General features: G+C 59.0%; 21 protein-coding genes. 12 read left to right on the forward strand and 9 right to left on the reverse strand.

Annotation, left to right across the window (positions count from 1 at the left end):
* Positions 1-179: 179 nt before the first annotated feature.
* Both AERO9A_RS13415 and AERO9A_RS22495 read right to left on the reverse strand, forming a co-directional pair.
* Entirely contained in the window at positions 180-779 is a 600-nt protein-coding gene (locus AERO9A_RS13415; RefSeq protein ID WP_159974050.1) for a LysE/ArgO family amino acid transporter, read from the reverse strand.
* On the reverse strand, positions 779-907 hold the full coding sequence (locus AERO9A_RS22495; RefSeq protein WP_256665961.1) for a hypothetical protein: 129 nt from the start codon (positions 905-907) through the stop codon (positions 779-781). Before AERO9A_RS22495 ends, AERO9A_RS13415 begins: the two co-directional genes overlap by 1 nt.
* Positions 908-1,001: 94 nt before the next feature.
* Between AERO9A_RS22495 and AERO9A_RS13420 the strand changes: the two genes are divergently transcribed.
* A complete protein-coding gene (locus tag AERO9A_RS13420) occupies positions 1,002-1,895 on the forward strand; it encodes a LysR family transcriptional regulator ArgP (protein WP_159972460.1) in 894 nt (297 codons plus the stop codon).
* A gap of 100 nt (positions 1,896-1,995) precedes the next feature.
* Positions 1,996-2,994, forward strand: a complete 999-nt coding sequence (locus tag AERO9A_RS13425; protein WP_159972461.1) for an NAD(P)-dependent oxidoreductase — start codon at positions 1,996-1,998, stop codon at positions 2,992-2,994.
* Here the strand turns inward: AERO9A_RS13425 and AERO9A_RS13430 are convergent.
* Positions 2,985-3,272 (reverse strand): hypothetical protein, encoded by a 288-nt coding sequence (locus AERO9A_RS13430; RefSeq protein WP_159972462.1) that lies wholly within the window; start codon positions 3,270-3,272, stop codon positions 2,985-2,987. The genes AERO9A_RS13425 and AERO9A_RS13430 overlap by 10 nt on opposite strands.
* Positions 3,273-3,619: 347 nt before the next feature.
* Here AERO9A_RS13430 and AERO9A_RS13435 point away from each other — a divergent pair, with 347 nt between their 5' ends.
* The gene (locus tag AERO9A_RS13435; protein WP_159972463.1) at positions 3,620-4,471 is read left to right on the forward strand and encodes an ATPase; all 852 of its coding nucleotides are present in this window, start codon (positions 3,620-3,622) and stop codon (positions 4,469-4,471) included.
* A gap of 951 nt (positions 4,472-5,422) precedes the next feature.
* Here AERO9A_RS13435 and AERO9A_RS13440 read toward each other — a convergent pair.
* Both AERO9A_RS13440 and AERO9A_RS13445 read right to left on the reverse strand, forming a co-directional pair.
* Positions 5,423-6,472, reverse strand: coding sequence for an alkene reductase (locus tag AERO9A_RS13440; RefSeq protein WP_159972464.1), 1,050 nt, complete (start codon positions 6,470-6,472; stop codon positions 5,423-5,425).
* A 30-nt stretch (positions 6,473-6,502) separates the two neighbouring features.
* Positions 6,503-6,823, reverse strand: coding sequence for a helix-turn-helix transcriptional regulator (locus AERO9A_RS13445; RefSeq protein WP_159972465.1), 321 nt, complete (start codon positions 6,821-6,823; stop codon positions 6,503-6,505).
* A gap of 102 nt (positions 6,824-6,925) precedes the next feature.
* Between AERO9A_RS13445 and AERO9A_RS13450 the strand changes: the two genes are divergently transcribed.
* The 4 genes from AERO9A_RS13450 (at position 6,926) to AERO9A_RS13465 (ending at position 12,109) form a co-directional block, all read left to right on the forward strand.
* Positions 6,926-7,513, forward strand: coding sequence for an ACP phosphodiesterase (locus tag AERO9A_RS13450; RefSeq protein ID WP_159972466.1), 588 nt, complete (start codon positions 6,926-6,928; stop codon positions 7,511-7,513).
* Between the two features lie 167 nt (positions 7,514-7,680).
* Entirely contained in the window at positions 7,681-9,792 is a 2,112-nt protein-coding gene (gene lodA, locus AERO9A_RS13455) for a CTQ-dependent lysine 6-oxidase LodA (protein ID WP_159972467.1), read from the forward strand.
* A 5-nt stretch (positions 9,793-9,797) separates the two neighbouring features.
* Entirely contained in the window at positions 9,798-11,159 is a 1,362-nt protein-coding gene (locus tag AERO9A_RS13460; RefSeq protein WP_159972468.1) for an NAD(P)/FAD-dependent oxidoreductase, read from the forward strand.
* Between the two features lie 101 nt (positions 11,160-11,260).
* Positions 11,261-12,109, forward strand: a complete 849-nt coding sequence (locus AERO9A_RS13465) for a universal stress protein (protein ID WP_159972469.1) — start codon at positions 11,261-11,263, stop codon at positions 12,107-12,109.
* Here the strand turns inward: AERO9A_RS13465 and AERO9A_RS13470 are convergent.
* Together AERO9A_RS13470 and AERO9A_RS13475 are read right to left on the reverse strand one after the other, a co-directional pair.
* Positions 12,106-12,309, reverse strand: coding sequence for a hypothetical protein (locus tag AERO9A_RS13470; protein ID WP_256665962.1), 204 nt, complete (start codon positions 12,307-12,309; stop codon positions 12,106-12,108). The genes AERO9A_RS13465 and AERO9A_RS13470 overlap by 4 nt on opposite strands.
* Before the next feature lie 34 nt (positions 12,310-12,343).
* The gene (locus AERO9A_RS13475) at positions 12,344-12,925 is read right to left on the reverse strand and encodes a TetR/AcrR family transcriptional regulator (protein WP_159974051.1); all 582 of its coding nucleotides are present in this window, start codon (positions 12,923-12,925) and stop codon (positions 12,344-12,346) included.
* A 723-nt stretch (positions 12,926-13,648) separates the two neighbouring features.
* Here AERO9A_RS13475 and AERO9A_RS13480 point away from each other — a divergent pair.
* The 4 genes from AERO9A_RS13480 (at position 13,649) to AERO9A_RS13495 (ending at position 16,730) form a co-directional block, all read left to right on the forward strand.
* Entirely contained in the window at positions 13,649-14,434 is a 786-nt protein-coding gene (locus AERO9A_RS13480; RefSeq protein WP_218580154.1) for an SDR family oxidoreductase, read from the forward strand.
* A 65-nt stretch (positions 14,435-14,499) separates the two neighbouring features.
* Positions 14,500-15,312, forward strand: coding sequence for an oxidoreductase (locus AERO9A_RS13485; RefSeq protein ID WP_159972471.1), 813 nt, complete (start codon positions 14,500-14,502; stop codon positions 15,310-15,312).
* Between the two features lie 31 nt (positions 15,313-15,343).
* Complete coding sequence (locus tag AERO9A_RS13490; protein WP_178111140.1) at positions 15,344-15,757, forward strand: hypothetical protein; 414 nt, start codon at positions 15,344-15,346, stop codon at positions 15,755-15,757.
* Complete coding sequence (locus AERO9A_RS13495; RefSeq protein WP_159972472.1) at positions 15,726-16,730, forward strand: NADP-dependent oxidoreductase; 1,005 nt, start codon at positions 15,726-15,728, stop codon at positions 16,728-16,730. Before AERO9A_RS13490 ends, AERO9A_RS13495 begins: the two co-directional genes overlap by 32 nt.
* Before the next feature lie 177 nt (positions 16,731-16,907).
* Here AERO9A_RS13495 and AERO9A_RS13500 read toward each other — a convergent pair whose 3' ends face one another.
* The gene (locus tag AERO9A_RS13500) at positions 16,908-17,681 is read right to left on the reverse strand and encodes a 1-acyl-sn-glycerol-3-phosphate acyltransferase (RefSeq protein ID WP_159974052.1); all 774 of its coding nucleotides are present in this window, start codon (positions 17,679-17,681) and stop codon (positions 16,908-16,910) included.
* 151 nt (positions 17,682-17,832) lie between these two features.
* Positions 17,833-18,564, reverse strand: a complete 732-nt coding sequence (gene olsB / locus AERO9A_RS13505; RefSeq protein WP_159972473.1) for an L-ornithine N(alpha)-acyltransferase — start codon at positions 18,562-18,564, stop codon at positions 17,833-17,835.
* Positions 18,565-18,710: 146 nt separating this feature from the next.
* Here olsB and AERO9A_RS13510 point away from each other — a divergent pair, with 146 nt between their 5' ends.
* Positions 18,711-19,601, forward strand: a complete 891-nt coding sequence (locus AERO9A_RS13510; RefSeq protein ID WP_159972474.1) for an acyl-CoA dehydrogenase family protein — start codon at positions 18,711-18,713, stop codon at positions 19,599-19,601.
* Positions 19,602-19,639: the final 38 nt, after the last annotated feature.

Consider the following 19,639-nt stretch of genomic DNA (forward strand, 5'->3'; position numbering starts at 1 on the left):
GCCGACATCGCTGGCCGACAGCAAGAAAGTTGCAGGAGAGTAAACCCGAGAATATGCAAGGTGCAACTAGGTGCAACCAATAATTGGCACGGTGCGACGAACGATCATGCGTGCTGATTAAAGCCACTCGGATGCACTCGGCGCGGCTCCCGTAGGTTTCAATCAGGCAAGGCGCCTTCTTATGCGGCGAAGATCAACTGCACTGCCACGGCCAGCATCATCGCGGCTACGCCTAGATCGATCAGACGCCAGGTCAGCGGTTTGGCCAGCCAGGGCGCGAGCCAGGCCGCAGCAAACGCCAGGGTGCTGAACCACAGCACCGATGCACTGGCCGCGCCCGCGGCATAGGCGCCAGGCGCAGTTTGCTGTGCACCGAGTGAGCCGATCAGGAGCACCGTGTCCAGGTAGACGTGTGGGTTGAGCAATGTCACTGCCAGGGTTGCCAGCAGCACGGCGCGCCGTGAGCGTGACTCGTTGCTGGCCGCCTGCAGTGATTGTGGCCGCATGGCCCGCAGCAGCGCCTGGCCGCCGTAGACGAGCAAGAAGGCTGCGCCCCCCCAGCGGGCGATGGCGAGCAGGATGGGGCTCTGGGTCAGCAGGCTGGCCAGGCCGAATACGCCGGCGGCCACCAGAACGGCGTCGCAGAGCATGCACAGAGCAGCTACGGATAAATGGTGTTCACGCCGCAGGCTCTGTGCCAGGACGAAGGCGTTCTGCGCGCCGATGGCCATGATCAGGCCGATGGCGACCAATAGGCCGTTGCTGTAGCTCTGCCACATCATGCCTGCTCCGTGGTGTTCGTCGTCGCCAGAGTGTGCGGGTGGCGCAATGGCTGCTGGGCGCTGAAGCCGCGCAGTACGCAGCCGGTGCTGTGCCGTGGGCGTGTGTGGTTGTTTTTGCTGGGCATGGCGGGCTCCTTGTCTGCTGTGGTGCTGGCAAGTCTGCTGTGGTGGGATGTATAAGAGAAACCAATAATGCTGATCGCTCATTAGGAAAATCGATTGTTCGATTACAAACTTCTGGCTGCCCTGGCGGCAGTGGTGGAGCAGGCCGGCTTCGAACGCGCGGCGCAGGTGCTGGGGCTCTCGCAATCGGCGGTGTCGCAGCGCATCAAGCTGCTCGAAGCGCGTGTCGGCCAGCCGGTGCTGGTACGCGCTATGCCGCCTGCGCCCACTGAAATCGGTCGACGCTTACTCAATCATGTGCAGCAGGTGCGTCTGCTGGAGCGGGCTCTGCAGGGGCAGGTGCCGGGTCTGGATGAGCAGGTTCAGCACGAGCGCCTGCGCATCGCGATCAACGCCGATAGTCTGGCCACTTGGTGGGCGGCAGCGGTTGCCGAGTTCTGCGCCGAGCAGCGTGTGCTGCTGGAGTTGGTGGTGGAGGATCAGGAGGTGGGCCTCAAGCGCATGCGAGCGGGGGAGGTGGCTGGCTGTGTTTGCTCTGTCGAGCGCCCGGTCGCTGGGGCGCGTAGCCTGGCGTTGGGTTCAATGCGCTACCTGGCGGTGGCCAATGCCGATTTTATCGCGCGGCATTTTGGCGCGGAGCCGACGGCGGCCAACCTGGCGCGTGTACCGGCCATCGTTTACGGGCCGGATGATCAGTTGCAGCATCGTTATCTGGCTGAGCTAGGCGTGACGGGGAGTTTCGCTTATCACGTGTGCCCGTCTTCAGAGGGGTTTGTGCGTCTGACTGAAAGCGGCCTGGGCTGGGGCTTGGTGCCGGAACTGCAGGTGCGTGGTGAGCTGGCCAGTGGCGCTCTGTTGGCGTTGCTGCCGGGGCATGTCATCGATGTGCCGCTGTATTGGCACTACTGGCGCAGCGGCGGTGAATTGCTCAGTGGTTTGACCGAGCAATTGCGTCGCGCCGCCGCCGGGGCGTTGGTGCAGGCCGGTTGAGGCGAGCGGCTTGCATGGCCGCTTTTCTGGCGCGCGTTGTCAGGGCGAATTGCCGGTACGACTGCTAAATTGCGCCGACATTCAGTCAGCGGAGGGAGCAATGAAAATCCTGGTCACCGGAGCAAGCGGTTTCATCGGTGGACGTTTCGCCCGCTTCGCCCTGGAGCAGGGCTTCGAGGTGCGCGTTAATGGGCGTCGTGCCGAAGGCGTGCAACACCTGATTAGCCGGGGGGCTGATTTTGTGCAGGGTGACCTGGCTGACGCCGAATGGGTGCAGCACCTGTGCGAGGGCGTTGAGGTGGTTGTGCATTGCGCCGGGGCGGTTGGTGTGTGGGGTGATTACGCGCACTTTCACCATGGCAATGTCACCTTGACCGAGCATGTCGTCGATGGCTGCCTGAAGCAGAAGGTGCGGCGCCTGGTGCACCTGTCGTCACCGTCGATCTATTTCGATGGCCGGGCTCATGTTGGTGTGCGCGAAGACCAGTTGCCACGGCGGTTTTCCGATCATTACGGGCGCACCAAATTCCTCGCCGAACAGCGTGTGTTCGCTGCTCAGCAGGCCGGTTTAGAGGTGCTGGCGTTGCGTCCGCGCTTCGTCACCGGCGCGGGTGATACCAGTATCTTCCCGCGCTTGATCGAGATGCAGTGCAAGGGGCGCCTGGCGATCATCGGCAATGGTCTGAATAAGGTCGATTTCACCAGCGTGCACAACCTCAATGCCGCGCTGCTCAGCGCGCTCAAGGTCGAGGGCGCAGCGTTGGGCAAACCCTATAACATCAGCAATGGCGAGCCAGTGCCGTTGTGGGATGTGGTCAACTACGTGCTGCGTCGGCTTGGCTTGCCAGCGGTTAACCAGCATCTGCCATTTGGCCTGGCTTATGCGGCGGCGACGGTCAACGAGAGCATCTGCCGCTTATTGCCGGGCAAGCCGCAGCCGAGCCTGTTTCGCCTGGGTGTGGCGGTGATGGCGCGGGATTTCTCCCTCGATATCAGCCGTGCCCGCGAGTATCTCGACTACCAACCGCAGGCGAGTCTTTGGGATGCGCTGGATGAGTTCTGCGCCTGGTGGCAGGCGCAGACGGCTGATCAGGCGTAGACGCGCTGGCCGCGATAGATACGAACCGACCCGGCTGGTGTGTCAGCCGAGCGCTCGGAGGCGGCTGGCGGCTTGGGCGCACTGCGCTGCGGCAGGTCGGAGAACTGGGCCAGGCGCTGGCCCAGGTGACGGGTTTGTTCGTCACTCGAACGCAGGCTGCCATCGAGCATCAAGGTGATTGCATCCGGCTGGCTCAGGCGAATGTCGATGGCCTGCTCGTCGCGCAGACGACGGCGTAGCTCTTTCATGCAATCCAATACTTCTTTGTTCAGTTCCATGCCAATACCCCCCGGTTGTTAGCAAGATCACGGCGTAGGCTTCCTCAACCTTCCGTAACCGAACCAGCCTTTCCCTGTGGCTGGGAACCTATCTTCTTGTCGTACAGAACGCTTGGCTGCCTGCTGATTCGTGCGCGACATCTGTGTGGCGCGGCACGACAAATCAAAAAGCAAAGTGTGTACCAGTTCAAACTTTGTGGAACTGCTGGGCTGTAGGCCGGTCGATGGCCCTATCGCGCCCTTCGTCGGTGCGCTATGCACCGGCTTGGCGCGACGCTGAAGTGGTGATGGCGAATCGGTATACTGCGCGCCCTTTCCGCTTATCCGTTCCAGCCATAGGTCCGATCATGCGCAACGACGCCAACGACGAACTCGACAATCTGCCCAGCCTGATGCCTGAGCGCCGTGAAGAATTCGCCGAGCCCGAGGACGAACCCGCGCCACGTGTTGCGCGTAGCGCCAGCGCTCGTGCCCCCGTGGTCAAGGCTGCCAGCACTGGTCCGCTGTGGGCGCTGGTGGGCGCGCTGAGCTTCGCCCTGGCTGGTCTTGGTTGGTGGAGCCTGCAGCAAATCGGCTTGATGGAGCAGCGCTTGGTGGCCACGCAAGAGAGTTTTGCGCGCATCAGTGAGGAGGCGGCAGGGCGTATTCAGGATATTTCCGGCAAGGTGGTGGCGACCGAATCGAACGTCACCACGGGCAGCGAGGCGCTCAAGTTGCAGGTCAAGCAGATGGAGGCTCGCTTGGCTGAGTTGAGCAAGCAGCAGCAACAGAGCAGCGCCGCTCAGGCTGCACTGAACAAGCGTGTCGAGCAATTGGGCGCGGATCTCAAGAGCGGTATTGGCGCTAGCGCCGATGTCGACAAGCGTTTGCAGGCGCTGAGCAGCGAGCAGGCCACGTTAAAAGCCGCTCTGGCTGACGCCAAGACGGATCAGGCTGATCTGGGCAAACTCGATGCGCGCATTAAGAGCTTGAGCGGCGATATCGAGACGTTGAAAAAACAGGGCAATCAGAGCCAGGCGATCCGCAGCCTGGAGCAGGATCTGGTGGTGCTGCGCAGCGAGATGGACAATCGTCCGGCGGCCGCCAGTGCTGGCCCGAACACGGCTGAGTTCGATGCCTTCCGCGCGCAGGTCACGCGCAATATCAATACCTTGCAGAGTCAGGTGGTGAATCTGCAGCAGCAGATCGATGCACGCTGAGCCATACGCCGGATAAACGAACGCCCCGCATTGTGGGGCGTTCGTTTATGGGGCATCGCATTTTGTGGTTGAGATCGGACTGGCAAGTTGGTGTTGGCTTGCTGGTTGTTCGGGTGTTTGTTCCAGATTGCCGCGTTTCTGCTGATGTTTTTGGTTTCGCCTTCCCAGGCGAGTCACTTTGCGGGCAAAGTAACCAAACCCTCCGCCCGTTCATCCGGCCCTGGCTGCGCCAGGGTTCGCTCACTCCATCGCCGCTCCAGAGGCCCGCCACGATGGGCCATCCCTGGCCCTCCGTGGCTCTCGGCTTTGGCATCCTGCGTCGCTCTACCTCCTGCATCCATGCAGTCGTCGCGACATCCTGTCGCTCGACCTCTTCCACGACGATTCCGTTCGCCCTCCTGGGCGGGCTCTGCACGCGCCTAAACGGTAGGTAATCCCCTGCCCTAACGGCGTACTGCTTCCGAGCGGTCGGCGTCCCGATACGCCCTACGCACTGGTATAGCTCGGAGTGCTTTAGCAAGAGCAACAGCGAACGACAGTCCCGTCGAGTTAAACCCATAGTTTCAGGCGCGCAAATGGCCCCTTCAGGAGGGTGAGTGGAATCGTTGTGTAGAGGGTTGAGCGGCATGGATGCCGCGAGAGCTGCGATGGGCCAGGGATGGCCCTTCGCAGCGTGCCCTCGGAGCAACGATGGAGCGAACGAACCCTGGCGCAGCCAGGGCCTGATGATGGGGTGCGCTTTCTTTTGCTTACTTTTCTTTGCGCATTTCAAAGAAAAGTGAGTCGCCCGAGGGGGCGAAACGCGGAATATCTGAAACACCCAAAGCGGCGTTTAAAACACCAACGCAAGCCAACAAGATCACACAAACCTGCCAGTCCGGTATCAAGCTCATCGGTCGCGGCTAAAGCCCCTGCCACAACTGTCATGTTGTGGCAGGGGCTGGGCAGTGATTACAGCCGCGGATAGTCGATATAGCCGACCGGGCCGGGGCCGTAGAAGGTCTCCGGGCGTGGCTCGTTCAGCGCCGCGTCCTGCTCCAGGCGGGCCGGCAGATCCGGGTTGGCGATGAAGGGCACACCGAAGGCGACGGCATCGGCCTTGTCTTCGGCCAACCAGGCGTTAGCTTGCTCTTTGGTGAAGCGTTCGTTGGCGATAAACACGCCGCCGAACTCTTTCTTCAGTTGCGGAGTGAGGCTGTCGTCAGCGGCCTTCTCACGGGCGCAGATGAAGGCGATGCCGCGCTTGCCCAGTTCTCGGGCGACGTAGCCGAAGGTTTCGGCGCGGTTGGCGTCGCCCATGTCATGGATATCGGCGCGCGGCGCCAGGTGTACGCCAACGCGGCCTGCGCCCCATACGGAGATGGCAGCATCGGTGACTTCCAACAGCAGGCGGGCGCGGTTCTCGACGCTGCCACCGTACTGGTCGGTACGCTGGTTGGTGCTGCTCTGCAGGAACTGGTCGAGCAGGTAACCGTTGGCGCCGTGGATTTCCACGCCGTCGAAACCGGCAGCCTTGGCGTTCTCGGCACCCTGACGGTAAGCCTCGATGATATCGGCGATCTCTTCGGTTTCCAGGGCACGCGGGGTGACGAATTCCTTCATCGGGCGCACCAGGCTGACGTGGCCTGCGGGCTGGATGGCGCTCGGCGCCACCGGCAGTTCGCCGTTCAGGTAGATCGGGTCGGAGATACGGCCCACATGCCACAGTTGCAGGACGATTTTGCCGCCATTGGCATGCACCGCCTGGGTGACGTTGTTCCAGCCACGAATCTGCTCGTCCGACCAGATGCCGGGGGTGTCCGGGTAGCCGACGCCCATCGGCGTGACGGCGGTGGCTTCGCTGATGATCAGGCCAGCCGAGGCGCGCTGCACGTAATACTCGGCCATCAGCGCATTGGGCACGCGGCCTTCGTCGGCGCGGCAGCGGGTCAGCGGCGCCATGATGATGCGGTTGTTCAGGTGCAGATCGCCGATCTGAATGGGGTCGAACAGAGTAGGCATGGTGAATCCTCCAGTTGGGACTTTAGGTGTTCAGAGTTGTTGACCGAGATGCACGACGAAGGCCTGAATCAGCTCATCGTTACGCTTGAAAAAATGCCACTGTCCGACTTTGCGGCTGGTCACCAGGCCGGCGCGTTGCAGGCTGGTGAGGTGGGCGGAAACGGTGGATTGCGACAGCCCTGTGCGCTGATAGATCTTGCCGGCGCAGACACCGATTTCCAGCGGGTGATCCTGCTCGGCGAAGTGGCGCTCGGGCTCCTTCAGCCAGTCGAGGATATCGCGGCGTACGGGGTGGGCGAGGGCTTTGATGATGGCGTCGATGTCCATGGCGAGTTCGTCGTGTATCGGCATGTGGCGAACCTTATATCGGCTCTGAGCGATATACAGATCGATTGTTCCGATAGTCTTCATCAACCGCTTCGATTGTCTCGTGTGCGACGGTAAGCTGACTGGATGAACTACCTGGCTCATCTGCATCTCGGCGGCGATACACCGTCACAATTACTGGGCAGCCTCTATGGCGATTTCGTCAAAGGTCCGCTCGATGGCCGCTGGCCGACGGATATCGAGGCCGCTATTCGTTTGCATCGGCGCATCGATGTGTTTACCGACAGCCATCCGTTACAGGCGCGCGCTCGGGCGCGCTTTCCCCTGGCGCGGCGGCGTATAGCGGGCATGCTGCTGGATCTGTTCTTCGATCACTGCCTGGCTCGCGACTGGGGCGACTATGCGGCGCAGCCATTGCAGCACTTCACCGCGCGGGTGTATCAGGTGCTGGCTGCTGAGCCCGCACTGCCAGGGCACTTGGCACTGGTGGCGCCGCGCATGGCGGCGCAAGACTGGCTAGGTAGCTACCGCGAGTTTACGGTGCTGGAGCAGGTCATCGCCGGTATGCAGCGGCGTTTGTCCAAGCCGCAGTTGCTCGACGGCAGCCTGGGTGAATTGGCGGATCTCTATGAGCCGCTCAGCGAAGACTTTCGCGCCTTCTATCCCGAGCTGATGGCGTTCGCCGAAGCAGAGTTGAGCCGGATGTCGGGTTAGGCTGGCGCGTCGGGCCCATCGACCCGGCAGGCCGGGTAGGCCTAGCTTTTTTCTGTCTTAACTTGACGAACTCACGTTCCCTTCAATAATGAGATAGCTTAATGCTATCAAGCGCATCCAGCGCCTAGGCATGTAGAGCATGAGTGCCCAACGGAGGGGTTATTCGGATGAGTTCGACTTACGAAATTTTTCCTAAGATTGGCGTTGCGCGTCTTGGTAACAGTCCGACAGAGTTCTACTTGTCGCCCCAGGCTACGGGTGGTTTGCCACTGGAGTGCGATGCCCAGGGCAATCTGCTTCTGGACAACGACGGCAAGCCGAAAACTGTCAATGCCTTCAAGGACAGTGTGGGGCGCATCAAGCGTCAGGCGACCAAGTTCCAAATTGTTCGAACCGATGGGCAGAGCCCACAGGCTGTCACCCTGGACAGTCATGACATCAGCTCGATTGAGTGGACTGTCCATATCGCCAACAAGAAGCCGATCTGGTTCACGTTCTCTGAACTGCAAGGCAACCTGGAGTTCGGCCCGGACAACAGCTACGAAGCTCAACATATTCCGGTTAACAACCCTGACACCACCGAGCCCCAGTCGCGCCAGCAACTGATCATCGATCCGGGCCCGCGCAGTATTTGCGGTGCAGGTAAAAGCATTGCGTTCTCGCGCTACAACATCCCGGATGACTACCCCAAGGGTTCTTTCCCTCCGGTTGGTGCCGGTGGGGAGCAGATCGATGTGCTGGGCGAACTGAAAACCGATAGCTGCGGCAATCTGGTTGCGCTTGGTGGCTTTGGTAAGGTCACCGGTTCGGGCGATATCTCTTCTTTTCGCGGTGCATCGGGCTATTGGGACGATATTTCCGATGGTTTTGTCTGCGCGCAGATCACCCTGAGCAATGGCACGATCATTTCGCCTGAGCCTGCATGGCTTATCGTTGGCAGCCCGAAATTCGTGCCTGAGGTGAACAACGTCATCACCCTTGCCGATACCCTCTACGATGTTGCTGTGCGCAAGATGGGCTCAGAGCCGACGCTCTTTGATCAGGCCCAATACAATGCGCAAAACACCGGAGATTACTTTGCCGCGGTTGGTGCGTACTGTCCGCTGTATGGGTTCAACCCCGCGTTCAAGATCAGCTTCGATGCTCACATCCAGCCGATTCTTGACGCGATGTCTCGCTACAAATGGGTCGCTAACATTCCGACAATGGATGAGTTTGCCCGACCATCCTTTGATATGCGCGATAACAGCGAGGCTAACCGGGCCCGGCGCATGGCCTACTTCAAGTATTTCCGTGTGCCGCTGCTGCCTGAGGATTATGAGCGTGAGTACGCCAATATGGCGTTCGGCCCGGCCCAGCTTGAGCGTGACGGGCAGCCGATGATGCCGCTCAACTCCGGTGATAACTCTGTTACGAACACCGGGCCGATCTACAAGTTTCTAACCCTCACGCCGACCCAGTACTTCTTCCTCTACCAATGGGCGCAAGGTTGTTTTACGACTGCCCGTGACAGTCTCAGCGGCCCTCAGCATGCGCTGCAGCAGCACTATCATCACGTCCATCATGCCGCTGGTGAGGCCCCTAGCACCCAGTTGGCCCTGGTCGATATCAGCAACTGCGTCGGCGGGCCGTTCTCGCCAGGTATCGAAGTGACCTGGAGCGTACGCAGCGAGAATATCTACGATGCGCCCTTCCACATCATGCTGGCCTACGCGGGAACAGGGCAGGCCGACATGCAGGCCCATTACCGCCAGCATGGTTTGTCTATCCAAAACCGTAACGAAACGGCCACTGATGCCAATGGCAAGAAAATAGGCTGTGAGCCGGGGGATTTGACCAAGCGCATGGCGATCCCATGGATGGCTGATTTTCAGGAGTGTACGGTTCAAACGCCGAATATTTCTGACATCAATGTCAACCAACTTGCCGATGGTTCCGGCATCGAATTACCACCGACCTACTACGTGTACTGGTGGCCGCCACAAAGCCCATTCAACATCACCACCGGCGCGACCCATCCGCAGGATCAGGTGCTCGATGCCTACGTCAGCCAGATCGATGGGCAGGGCGTCATTCCCGCTGGGCAGAATGCCGAATACCAGCGCGGTATTCTCTCGCCGCAAGACATGATCAGTAACTGGTTCATGCTGGGCTTCGTGGTGAACCAGGGCAGTGAAGAGATTCCTTATCTTGTGGAGAAAGAACGCAATTTCGGGCAGTTGGCGCAGTTCAAAATGAACAACGCTTACAACCTCCAGCTTGCGGCCCAGGGTAAGTAAACGCCATGACCACCTCTGTCGAAGAACCGTTGCCGGGCTTCGATGTCGTGATAATCGGGGGAGGGCCGGCCGGTACTTCGGCCGCCCTGACCCTGCTTAAACGCAGCGACATTTCAGTTCTGGTTTTAGAAGCGGGCAATTATGAACGGGCCAAGTCTGGCGAGTCCCTGTCGCCTGGGGTGCGTAACCTGCTGGACTACCTGGCCGTGTGGGATGATTTTGCTGCCATGGGGCCATTGCAGACATGGGGCAATCAGGCTGCCTGGGGCGGTGAGCATCTGGAGTCGTTCGACTTCATGTTCAACGTGCATGGGCATGGTTGGGCGATAGACCGCAGCCGTTTTGAACGCATGCTGGCCAAGCTGGTGACCCGCCGTGGCGGGCGCCTGGACTGCAACACGCGTTGCCTCTCGCGGCGGCAGTTGACGGCTGATCATGACCAATACGAAGGCTGGCAACTGACACTGCGTGGCGCTGATGAACAGGAGTACGAGGTTCGTGCCAGGGTGGTGATTGATGCGGCAGGTCGCACCTCTCGCTGCAATGATGCATTGCACCATCGTCATGATGATTTGGTTGGCATCAGCGCTCTTCTGGATGTCTCAACCACTCATGCGCCAGCCGCCTTGACGACGGTTGAAACCGTGGCCAACGGATGGTGGTATGCCGCTCCCGTACCCGGTGGCCGCGTTGCCGTGTCCTTTATGAGTGACTCCGACATCATTCATCAGGCCAAGCTGTCGCGCCCCGAGCATTGGCTGTCTGCCCTTGCCGAGACGCGGCATATCGCTCAACTCATTACACCTACCAATAGCGATTTTGAGCTGCGCACCGATCCGGCTTTCTCGGCCTGCCTTGTGCCAGGTACGGGCACTGGAATCATTGCCACTGGCGATGCTGCCGCGTCGTTTGACCCGCTGTCCTCTGGTGGTATCCCTCATGCCCTGGCTACCGGCATACAAGCTGCTCGTGTCGCCTCGGATCGCCTGCATGGCGCAGGGTTGCTGGTGTCTGCCTATGAAATCGCCATCGCTGCGGATTTTCGCCAATACCTGCGCACGCGTTGGCGCATTTACAGCATGGAAACCCGCTTTCGCGGCTCGCCATTCTGGTTGCGGCGGCAAACGTCGGTTGCGCTACCGCCAGAAAGCATGCTGATCGCTGACTCGCAGACTGACAGCCAGACCATCTTCTTGCCGCGTCAGGTGGCTGATCTGATCCGCAGCGCAGCGATCAGCCCCATTTCGGCTGCTGAGCTGGTGGGAAATATCGGCGCGTCGTGCCCTGCCTACCCGGCCGAACGGCTGATCCTTGGCGTACAAGACATGATTGGTAATGGGCTGGCGGCTTACCCGCTGCCTGCTTGAGCCTTTGTTTGGGTCGAAGCGCTGCTCTGATCTGAGTCAAGGTTTGAGTGGCGCGTAGGCGGTTGAATGTATCTCGGTGCTAATCCCAAGGAGCAGACGAGATGATCAAGATATTGGTGGCGACCGACCTGTCCGAGCGCTCTGCGCATGCGGTGCAGCGCGCTGTGCAACTGATCCGGCGCCAGGGTGGCGGCGAGTGGTGCCTGCTGCATGTGATTGATGACGATGCTCCAGCAGAGCTTGTACAGCGTCAGGTGGCGCAGGCTGAAGTATTGCTGCAGGCACAGGCTGAGCGTCTTGCCGAGCAGGCGGGAAGCCGACCGCAGGTGAGAGTGGGCGCGGGGGATGTGGCGGCTGTTGTGGTCGATGCAGCTAAGGGACTGGATGCAAATTTGCTGGTTGTGGGCGCGCATCGCAAGTCGTCGCTGCGTGATTTCTTCATTGGCACTACGCTCGAGCGGGTGGTGCGCAACAGTCATTTGCCCGTGTTGCGGGTCAATGGTCCGGTGACTCATGGCTATCGGCGTGCGCTGCTGGCAGCGGATCTTTCGCGCACCTCGCTGTCGGCCTGGGGGTGTGCGGGTGAGCTGGGCTTGATCGATGATATTCAGGTGGAGATCGCCTGCGCGGTCGAGCCATTGGCTAGTGGCGCGCTGATGGATGCCGGTGTCAGCGCCGAGGTGCTGGATAACCAGCGTGTTCTCGTGCATCAGCAACTGCTCGAACGATTCTCACAGGCCGACTTCAATGTGGCTGATGAGCGCCTGCATGTGCAGGTAGGGTCCCCCACTGGTGTGGTCGGTGAGGTGCTGCGTCAGTCTGGGGCTGACCTGCTGCTGCTGGGTACCCACGCTCGCGAGGGCGTCTCGCGTCTGGTTTTGGGTAGCGTGGCTAGTGCGTTGCTGGCGTCGATCGAGTGTGATGCATTGATTGTGCCGCCTGCTGGCTAAGCCGCTTCGGCCTGCTGCTGCGCGATGTCCGGCTGTATAACATCGGCAATCAGCGCCTGGCTGTGACGCGACAGTTCGTTGCGGCTGCGGGTGTCGCTGGACACCGGAGCCAGCAGGCGGATCTCCACCTCGCAGGCCGGGCTGGCCAGCAGGCGCAGTAGGTGCGAGAGCATGTCGTCGTCGCCGATGAAGGGGGCCACTGTAGCCCTTTCAGGGATGGTGTTCGGCTCAGCATTAGTCTTTAGATGCACTCTTTAAGTGGCTCAGGATGTCGCTGCAACAAGTCTCTAGGATTTCATCGGCAAAAGGTGAGTCGTCTGGGCAGGATCGTGACAACACGAGCGCGCCTACAGCTTGTGCAATCATCGCTATGTGCTTGGCGCGGGCTTCACGTCGCTCGCTTTCGCTCTGAGCTACATCATGATGTGTCAGCGTATCTAGCTGCTTCTCAATACCCGCGGCAAAGGCTTCTTTGACAGGCTCTGACTGGCGTGTCGCATCTGTACAAAGCGCGGCCATAGTGCAGCCAGTACCAGGTGCATCCCGATGCTTACGTGACAGGTAGTGACGCACAAAATCAGCCATATCTGCCTGTGAAGACTCTTCGGCTGACTGCGTAAAACTGTAGGTCGCAGCTTCTGCCATCAAGTCAGCTTTAGACCCAAAGTGTTTGTAAAAACCACCATGGGTAAAGCCTGCTGCCCCCATCAGGTCAGCTACACCAACGCCATCGTAGCCACGCTCGCGAAACAGCACCGAGGCTGTCTCGACAATGCGCTGACGATTTTCCATCGCCTGTGCTTTCGTAACCTTCATTGCTTGCATGCCTCCCATCGTCAAACGACGGATCAAGATACTTTGATTATGGTCGTAATCAAAGATCTTGACATTTTAGATTATGGTCATCATCATTGCGTCATGTTCCATCGTCCTCGCCGGTCTGGCCTGAGGTGCCCTAAGGTTGGTTTTGATGACGCGAGGCTCGCTGCGTCAATGGCTGTCCGTTTCTGTAATGAATGAGCGATGGGGTGGCAAAGTCAGCGTGGCAACTCTATGTATCTTGACTGAATCCGTGCATACCTGAATTTAGAGCTGACCGGAGCTAAAAAGGCATAGCAATGTTCGAAATTATTGGGTCGGTGCATGCACATTGATCAACCACAGGAATGCCGCGAAGACAGCAGCAAGTTGGTTAAATGGCTAGTGCTGTATAGCTAGACACTGTCAGCAAGTGACAAGGCGACGTGCGCGATTTGATGTGGCGGCCTTACATACTAAATGCCAGGCATGGTTCTATTCTGCAGACCGATCGCGCGATAGCTGTTTTCCTCTTCGTGCGTTTATTCGCTCAGTCATTGGCTTGGCTGAATTGCGAGAGATAAGTGCGCGGTTTGCGAGCTTGATGGCGTAACTTCTTCGGTTGGGTATGTGCGAGTCTGTGCCGGTTGCGGACGAGTGCTGATATGTACGGTCGAGTTTTTAGTTGCGAGGCGCTGATGCGAACTCGTGGCTTTTCTTTCACGTGTTAAAAGGGTAACTATTATGAGCGTGTCCACTGTTCTGATTACTGGCGCCTCTACAGGCATTGGCGCGATTTATGCAGATCGCTTTGCGCGTCGAGGTCATGATCTTGTTCTCGTCGCTCGTGATGAAGCAAGGCTGGAAGCGCTTGCTGCCCGTTTGCGTCAAGCCTACAGCGTAAATGTCGATGTGTTACCCGCTGATCTGACTCAAGCGGATAATCTTGAAGTTGTTGAAAAGCGCCTGCAGGAAGATGCGCGTATCGATACGCTGATCAACAACGCAGGCATTGCTCAGACGGGGCAGTTTATTGAACAAACCCCTGAATCAATCGGAAAACTGATTGCACTCAATGTGACGGCACTAACACGACTAGCCAGTGCAGTGGCACCGCGGCTGGTCAAAGAAGGCAAGGGGGCCATTGTGAATGTGTCCTCTGTTGTTGGTCTGGCGCCGGAATACCAAATGACCGTGTATGGTGCGACTAAGGCGTTTGTCCTGTTCTTATCGCAAGGTATGCATCAGGAGTTGTCATCCAAAGGTATTTATGTTCAAGCGCTTCTACCCGCTGGCACGTATACCGAGATCTGGGAGCGTGCCGGAATCGATATCAGTAATTCCTCTCCGATGATGGAAGTCAATGAGCTCGTGGATGCGGCGCTGGTTGGCTTTGATCGCCGTGAGCCTGTCACTATTCCTCCTCTGCATAATGATACGAGTTGGCCAAATTTCGACGCGTCACGACAAGCATTGCTTGCTCACATCAAAATGTCAGAAGCCGCTGTGCGCTATAAAACGGCATAAGTAAACCGTGCTTGCTGTACCGCCGGTGAGACGTATGAACATGAATGTTGCTAGGGAATTGAACAATGACTAAGAAACGGGTTGCGTTGGTGACCGGTGCTTCATCAGGCATCGGTGCGGCCACTGCAATACAACTTTCGGCAGCAGGTTACCGTGTCTATGGCACAAGCCGACGTGGGGCTGCAACAGGCCAGACGCGCTTTCCAATGCTGGCGCTTGATGTGACAAGTGATGAGTCAGTAGCGGCAGCGATTACTGAGTTGCTTAATCTTGAGGGGCGCATCGATCTGTTGGTTAACAATGCGGGATTCGGATTGTCCCCGGCTGGCGCTGAGGAAAGTTCAATCGAGCAAGCGAAGGCACTGTTCGATACAAATTTTTACGGCATTGTCAGAATGACGCGCGCTGTTGTACCTCATATGCGCCGCCAAGGTGGCGGAAGAATCATCAATATTGGATCTATCCTGGGGGTTGTCCCTGTCCCTTATGTGGCGCTTTACTGCGCCAGTAAACATGCCGTCGAAGGTTATTCTGAAGCCCTTGATCATGAGCTACGCACACAGGGCATAAGGGTATCGGTGATTGAGCCTGCGTATGTGAAAACGCAGTTCGAGACCAATAACATCGAACCCGATTCCAAAATCAGTGAATACGATGCTATTCGGAAAAAATTGGCTCATGTTGTGGGTGAAGCTATGTCCAAAGCTGATGAGCCAGAGCAGGCTGCCGGGGTTGTGGTGAAAGCTGCTCAGGCTGCTCACCCCAAACTCCGCTATACCTCAGGGAACATCGCCCGCACATTTAAGTTGTTGCGGCGGTTTGCTCCGGCTTCGGTGTTGGACAAGGGGCTGCGTAAGAACTTTCAGCTCGATTCTTAAGGGGCGGCCCGTGACTTTTCGGCGAGTGTCGATGATGGCGTCCTTTTTACTTCTCGCTCTGGCATTTGCATGGCTGTTTTCGCCTGAGTCAATGCTGGCTCAATGGGGGGTGCAATACAGCGATGGGGCGGGGGTTATGAGTCGTCGTGGCGCAGCCTTTTATATCGGGATCGCGGCGATGCTGTTTATGGCAAGAGGCGCCGAACATTCTACTGCTCGAATGGCCATTGTGCAGGGGGTGATAGTCGCTCTGGCTGCATTGATGCTGTTAGGTGTGTATGAATTTTTTGCGGGTCACGCCAGTGGCCAGATCCTTGTTGCAGTATTGATAGAGTTTGTTTTGGTACTGATGTTTAGCTGTGTTTGCTGTGTGTCTACTAAGGCAGAGGCTCGTGATAATTTGAGGAGAGGCGATGAAAGCGCTCGTGTTAAAAAAGTACAGTAAATCAGCACCACTCATTGAGTTTTGTGACGTCGCCAAACCGAAGATTAAACCGCACGAAATGCTCGTCCAGGTCTATGCTGTGGGCTTGAACCCTATCGACAATATGATCCCGAGCGGGATGTTTAAACCGGTTCTTAAATTTCAACTCCCGGCGACACTGGGCAGTGATCTAGCCGGTGTCGTCACCGAGGTGGGCAGCCAAGTAAAGCGCTTCAAGCCGGGTGATGAGATTTTTGCCAGTATCTTTGATCGAGGTATTGGGTCGCTCGCAGAGTTCGCTGTTGTGCCGGAAAATACGGCGGCGCTCAAGCCTGCAAACCTGAATTTTGTACAAGCGGCCTCAATTCCCATGGTGGGCTTGACATCTTGGCAAGCGTTGCAAGAAGTCGCCAATATTCAGCCCGGTCAAAAGGTATTTATCCCTGCCGGGTCTGGTGGTATTGGCAGCTTTGCCATTCAGTTGGCCAAGCACTTTGGCGCTAACGTGTCGACGACAACCAGCACGCGCAACCTTGAGTGGGTTAAAGGACTGGGCGCAGATAAAGTAATCGACTATACCAAGGAGGATTTTCAGCGCACGCTACAGGCTTACGATATGGTCCTGGGCACTACAAGGGGCGATGCAATCGAGCAGGCGCTCGGTATTCTGAAGCCAGGCGGCAAGGTCGTTTCTTTGGTCGGGCCGCTCGATGCAGCTTTTGCTGAGAAACGGGGGCTTAATTTTTTGCTGAAGTTTGTCTTCGGTCTGATGAGCCGAAAAGTTATCGGTTTAGCAAAGCAACGGAGTGTGCACTATTCCTTTCTTTTTGTGCGCCCAGATGCGGTTCAACTTATGGAAGTCGGTAAGTTGCTTGAGGCTGAACGTATCAAGCCTGTAATCGACAGAGTTTTCTCCTTTGATCAGGCAAAAGATGCATTGGCTTATCTTGCTCAAGGGCGTGCCAAGGGGAAAGTTGTAGTTGAAATTATATGAGTGACAGTGTCGGCATAAATGTGGCGCTTGCGTTGTGATCGCCGCGTTTAAAACAGGCTCGGAATGCTCATTTGCAGCTCGTACACTCGAATGCGAGCCCAGTCTGTTCCTCACCTGTTTTTGCGGTGCCGCCATCGGTATCGCCTGACCTTCGCTCGACGACTGTTCGTACAACCCCTAAGCCGCTTCGGCCTGCTGCTGCGCGATGTCCGGCTGTATAACATCGGCAATTAGCGCCTGGCAGTGACGCGCCAGTTCGTTGCGGCTGCGGGTGTCGCTGGACACCGGCGCCAGCAGGCGGATCTCCACCTCACAGGCCGGGCTGGCCAGCAAGCGTAGTAGGTGCGAGAGCATGTCGTCGTCACCTATGAAGGGGGCCACCGGGCAGGGCTGGCCATCGCGCAGGTAACGGATGGCTACTGGCTGTAGGGCGACGCCGCTGTCGATGGCGCTGCTCAGTAGGCGACCATGGAAGGTGCGTACGCCAAGGCCGTCGGTGGTGGTGCCTTCGGGGAAGATCACCAGCGGGCGCTTTTGTTGCAGGTGGCGGGTGAGCTGCTGGCTGATCTGGCTGCTGTCGCCCGAGCCTCGGCGGATGAACAGGGTGCCGGCCTTGTGCGCCAGCCAGCCGGCCACCGGCCAGTCGCGTACTTCGGCCTTGGACAGGAAGGAAATCGGCTGCAGGGCGCCGAGCAAGGGGATGTCTGTCCACGACACATGATTGGCGACCCACAGCATGGGTTGCTCGGGCAACTCGCCTGCGATCTTCACACGAAAGGGCAGGGCGCCGCTCAGGCGTGCCAGGAACCAGCGCGTCAGACGTTGCCGTAGCGGCATCAGATCATGCCGGGCGACGCGTTCGCAGAGGCTGACGATGCCCGCCAGCAGCGTACCGAAGAGGATCACCAGGACCAGGTGAACGAGGCGCAGAGACAGACGCAGTTTGGCCATCGCGGCCTCCGGTTGAGAGCGGGTGTCGGCATTATCCATAGCTAGGCTCGCTTGGCGAGGCTTGGGAGCATGTGCTCGTGTAGGAGCGAGCTTTGCTCGCGCATGCTGAACACTCTTGTTCGCGAGCAGAGCTCGCTCCTACGGTCAGGCCTCAGACGGCGGCTTTGAAGTGGCGGGCATAACGCGGGCACAGTTCGTCGCGCTTGAGCAGGATGAACACGTCGGCCACCTGAAACTCCTTGTCCCAGCACGGCTCGCCACAGATTTTCGCACCCAGGCGCATGTAGGCCTTGAGCAGTGGTGGCATCTCGGCGATGACGTTGCCCGGCAGGTCCAGTTGCGGCAGCGGATGCTTGGGCTCGGCGCGCAGGTGTTCGGTGCTCAGGTAGCGTTCGCGCAGACGCTGCATGATGGCCTGAGCCTGAATGCCGCCGTCTTGCATGGAGATGCTGGCGCAACCCATCAGGTAGCGGTAGCCACCTTCGTTGAGCACTTCGGCCAACTCGCCCCAGAGCACGGCGATGGTGGCGCCATTGCGGTACGCCGGATCGACACAGGTGCGGCCGATCTCCAGTACCGGGCCTTGCAGTTTGGCCAGGCCATGCAGGGAAAATTCTTCTTCGCTGTAATAGCGACCCAGACCGGCGGCGGCCTGGTGGTCGAGTAGGCGAGTCGTGGCCACCAGCTCGCCGCTGTTCATGTCGCGTACGCCGATATGGCGGCAGTGAGTGTCGTAATGATCCATGTCCAGACCCAGTTCGGCGCCGTTGAGCTTGGCGTCGAACTCCGCGCTGAATACGCGGTAGCGCAAGGCCTGAGCTTCACGCAGGGCGGCGGGGCCTTGCAGGCGTTCGGCTTGCAGTCGGCGAGTGGTTTGAGTCATGCCAGATCCTCCGTGTGCCGGCTGGACACTTGCAGCCGGTCGATCTTGTTGGGCAAGCTCAGGCTAGGTTGGCGCGGTGTCACCACCGTGACGGTTTTTTGATGCTTGTGTGACAGCGCCTGCGTGTTGCCGCGAGGAGGTCTGCGATGCCTTGGTCGAGTCTGTTTCAGCCTATCGAACGCCTGACTGCTGAGCACGGTTTGGAGGATTGGTATGGGCGCTTGCTGAGCCGTTTGGGTGGCGCGCCTGCGCCCTTCGAGCTGGCGTTGCTGGGCGGTCTGCAGGCGGCGACGCCGGGCCTGGCGTTTCTCGCCGGGTATCAGGCCGCACTGCGCATGCTTTGGCCAGCGGCGCCCTGGACGGCAGGCGCGTTGTGCGTGACGGAGAACCGCAGCACCCGCCCGGCAGACATGAGTACGCGCACCTACGGGCTTTACATCAGCGGGCGCAAGGACTTCGTGACCGCCGCCGAATGCGCTGACTGGCTATTGGTGGCGGCGCGTGAGGAGCAGGCAGATGAGGCGCCGCGTCTGGCCCTCGGGGTAGTGCGCCAGGGGGCGCCTGGGGTACGCATCGAGCCCTTACCGGCGCTGCCGCTGATGCCCGATATCGGGCATGCCCGCCTGCATCTGGATCAGGCGCAAAGCGAGCGTCTGGCCGGTGACGGCTGGGACGATTACGTGAAACCCTTCCGCACGTTGGAGGATGTCCATGTGCTCACGGCGGTGAGTGCCTGGCTGTTCGGTATCGGCCAGCAAAGCGGGTGGCCGCAGGCACTGCTGCTGCGTCTGCAGGGGCTGCTGGCCGGCTGTGCCGAGGTGGCGCGGCAAGCGCCCAATGCTCCCGCTACTCACTTGTTGTTGGCTGGATTATTCGCTCAGCAGCAGGCGCTGGACGATGAGCTGGAGGTTGCTCTGGCAAACGGCCCGGCGCACTGGGCCGCGTTGTGGCAGCGTGACAAGGGCCTGCTGCGCATCGCCGAGGCAGCGCGTGACAAACGGCTGGAGAAAGCGCGACGAATTGTCGCCGCGTGTTGACCCATATCAGTACCGGCTGATCTGCCTGCGCATAAGGT

Source organism: Pseudomonas sp. 8Z (assembly GCF_902506535.1).
Taxonomy (GTDB): domain Bacteria; phylum Pseudomonadota; class Gammaproteobacteria; order Pseudomonadales; family Pseudomonadaceae; genus Aquipseudomonas.

What these genes read in the sequence shown, in the direction of transcription:
- AERO9A_RS13415 (WP_159974050.1), bottom strand. Translation starts at nt 779, where the DNA reads ATGTGGCAGAGCTACAGCAACGGCCTATTGGTCGCCATCGGCCTGATC.
- AERO9A_RS22495 (WP_256665961.1), bottom strand. Translation starts at nt 907, where the DNA reads ATGCCCAGCAAAAACAACCACACACGCCCACGGCACAGCACCGGCTGC.
- AERO9A_RS13425 (WP_159972461.1), top strand. Translation starts at nt 1,996, where the DNA reads ATGAAAATCCTGGTCACCGGAGCAAGCGGTTTCATCGGTGGACGTTTC.
- AERO9A_RS13430 (WP_159972462.1), bottom strand. Translation starts at nt 3,272, where the DNA reads ATGGAACTGAACAAAGAAGTATTGGATTGCATGAAAGAGCTACGCCGT.
- AERO9A_RS13435 (WP_159972463.1), top strand. Translation starts at nt 3,620, where the DNA reads ATGCGCAACGACGCCAACGACGAACTCGACAATCTGCCCAGCCTGATG.
- AERO9A_RS13440 (WP_159972464.1), bottom strand. Translation starts at nt 6,472, where the DNA reads ATGCCTACTCTGTTCGACCCCATTCAGATCGGCGATCTGCACCTGAAC.
- AERO9A_RS13445 (WP_159972465.1), bottom strand. Translation starts at nt 6,823, where the DNA reads ATGCCGATACACGACGAACTCGCCATGGACATCGACGCCATCATCAAA.
- AERO9A_RS13450 (WP_159972466.1), top strand. Translation starts at nt 6,926, where the DNA reads ATGAACTACCTGGCTCATCTGCATCTCGGCGGCGATACACCGTCACAA.
- lodA (WP_159972467.1), top strand. Translation starts at nt 7,681, where the DNA reads ATGAGTTCGACTTACGAAATTTTTCCTAAGATTGGCGTTGCGCGTCTT.
- AERO9A_RS13460 (WP_159972468.1), top strand. Translation starts at nt 9,798, where the DNA reads ATGACCACCTCTGTCGAAGAACCGTTGCCGGGCTTCGATGTCGTGATA.
- AERO9A_RS13465 (WP_159972469.1), top strand. Translation starts at nt 11,261, where the DNA reads ATGATCAAGATATTGGTGGCGACCGACCTGTCCGAGCGCTCTGCGCAT.
- AERO9A_RS13475 (WP_159974051.1), bottom strand. Translation starts at nt 12,925, where the DNA reads ATGAAGGTTACGAAAGCACAGGCGATGGAAAATCGTCAGCGCATTGTC.
- AERO9A_RS13485 (WP_159972471.1), top strand. Translation starts at nt 14,500, where the DNA reads ATGACTAAGAAACGGGTTGCGTTGGTGACCGGTGCTTCATCAGGCATC.
- AERO9A_RS13490 (WP_178111140.1), top strand. Translation starts at nt 15,344, where the DNA reads ATGATGGCGTCCTTTTTACTTCTCGCTCTGGCATTTGCATGGCTGTTT.
- AERO9A_RS13495 (WP_159972472.1), top strand. Translation starts at nt 15,726, where the DNA reads ATGAAAGCGCTCGTGTTAAAAAAGTACAGTAAATCAGCACCACTCATT.
- AERO9A_RS13500 (WP_159974052.1), bottom strand. Translation starts at nt 17,681, where the DNA reads ATGGCCAAACTGCGTCTGTCTCTGCGCCTCGTTCACCTGGTCCTGGTG.
- olsB (WP_159972473.1), bottom strand. Translation starts at nt 18,564, where the DNA reads ATGACTCAAACCACTCGCCGACTGCAAGCCGAACGCCTGCAAGGCCCC.
- AERO9A_RS13510 (WP_159972474.1), top strand. Translation starts at nt 18,711, where the DNA reads ATGCCTTGGTCGAGTCTGTTTCAGCCTATCGAACGCCTGACTGCTGAG.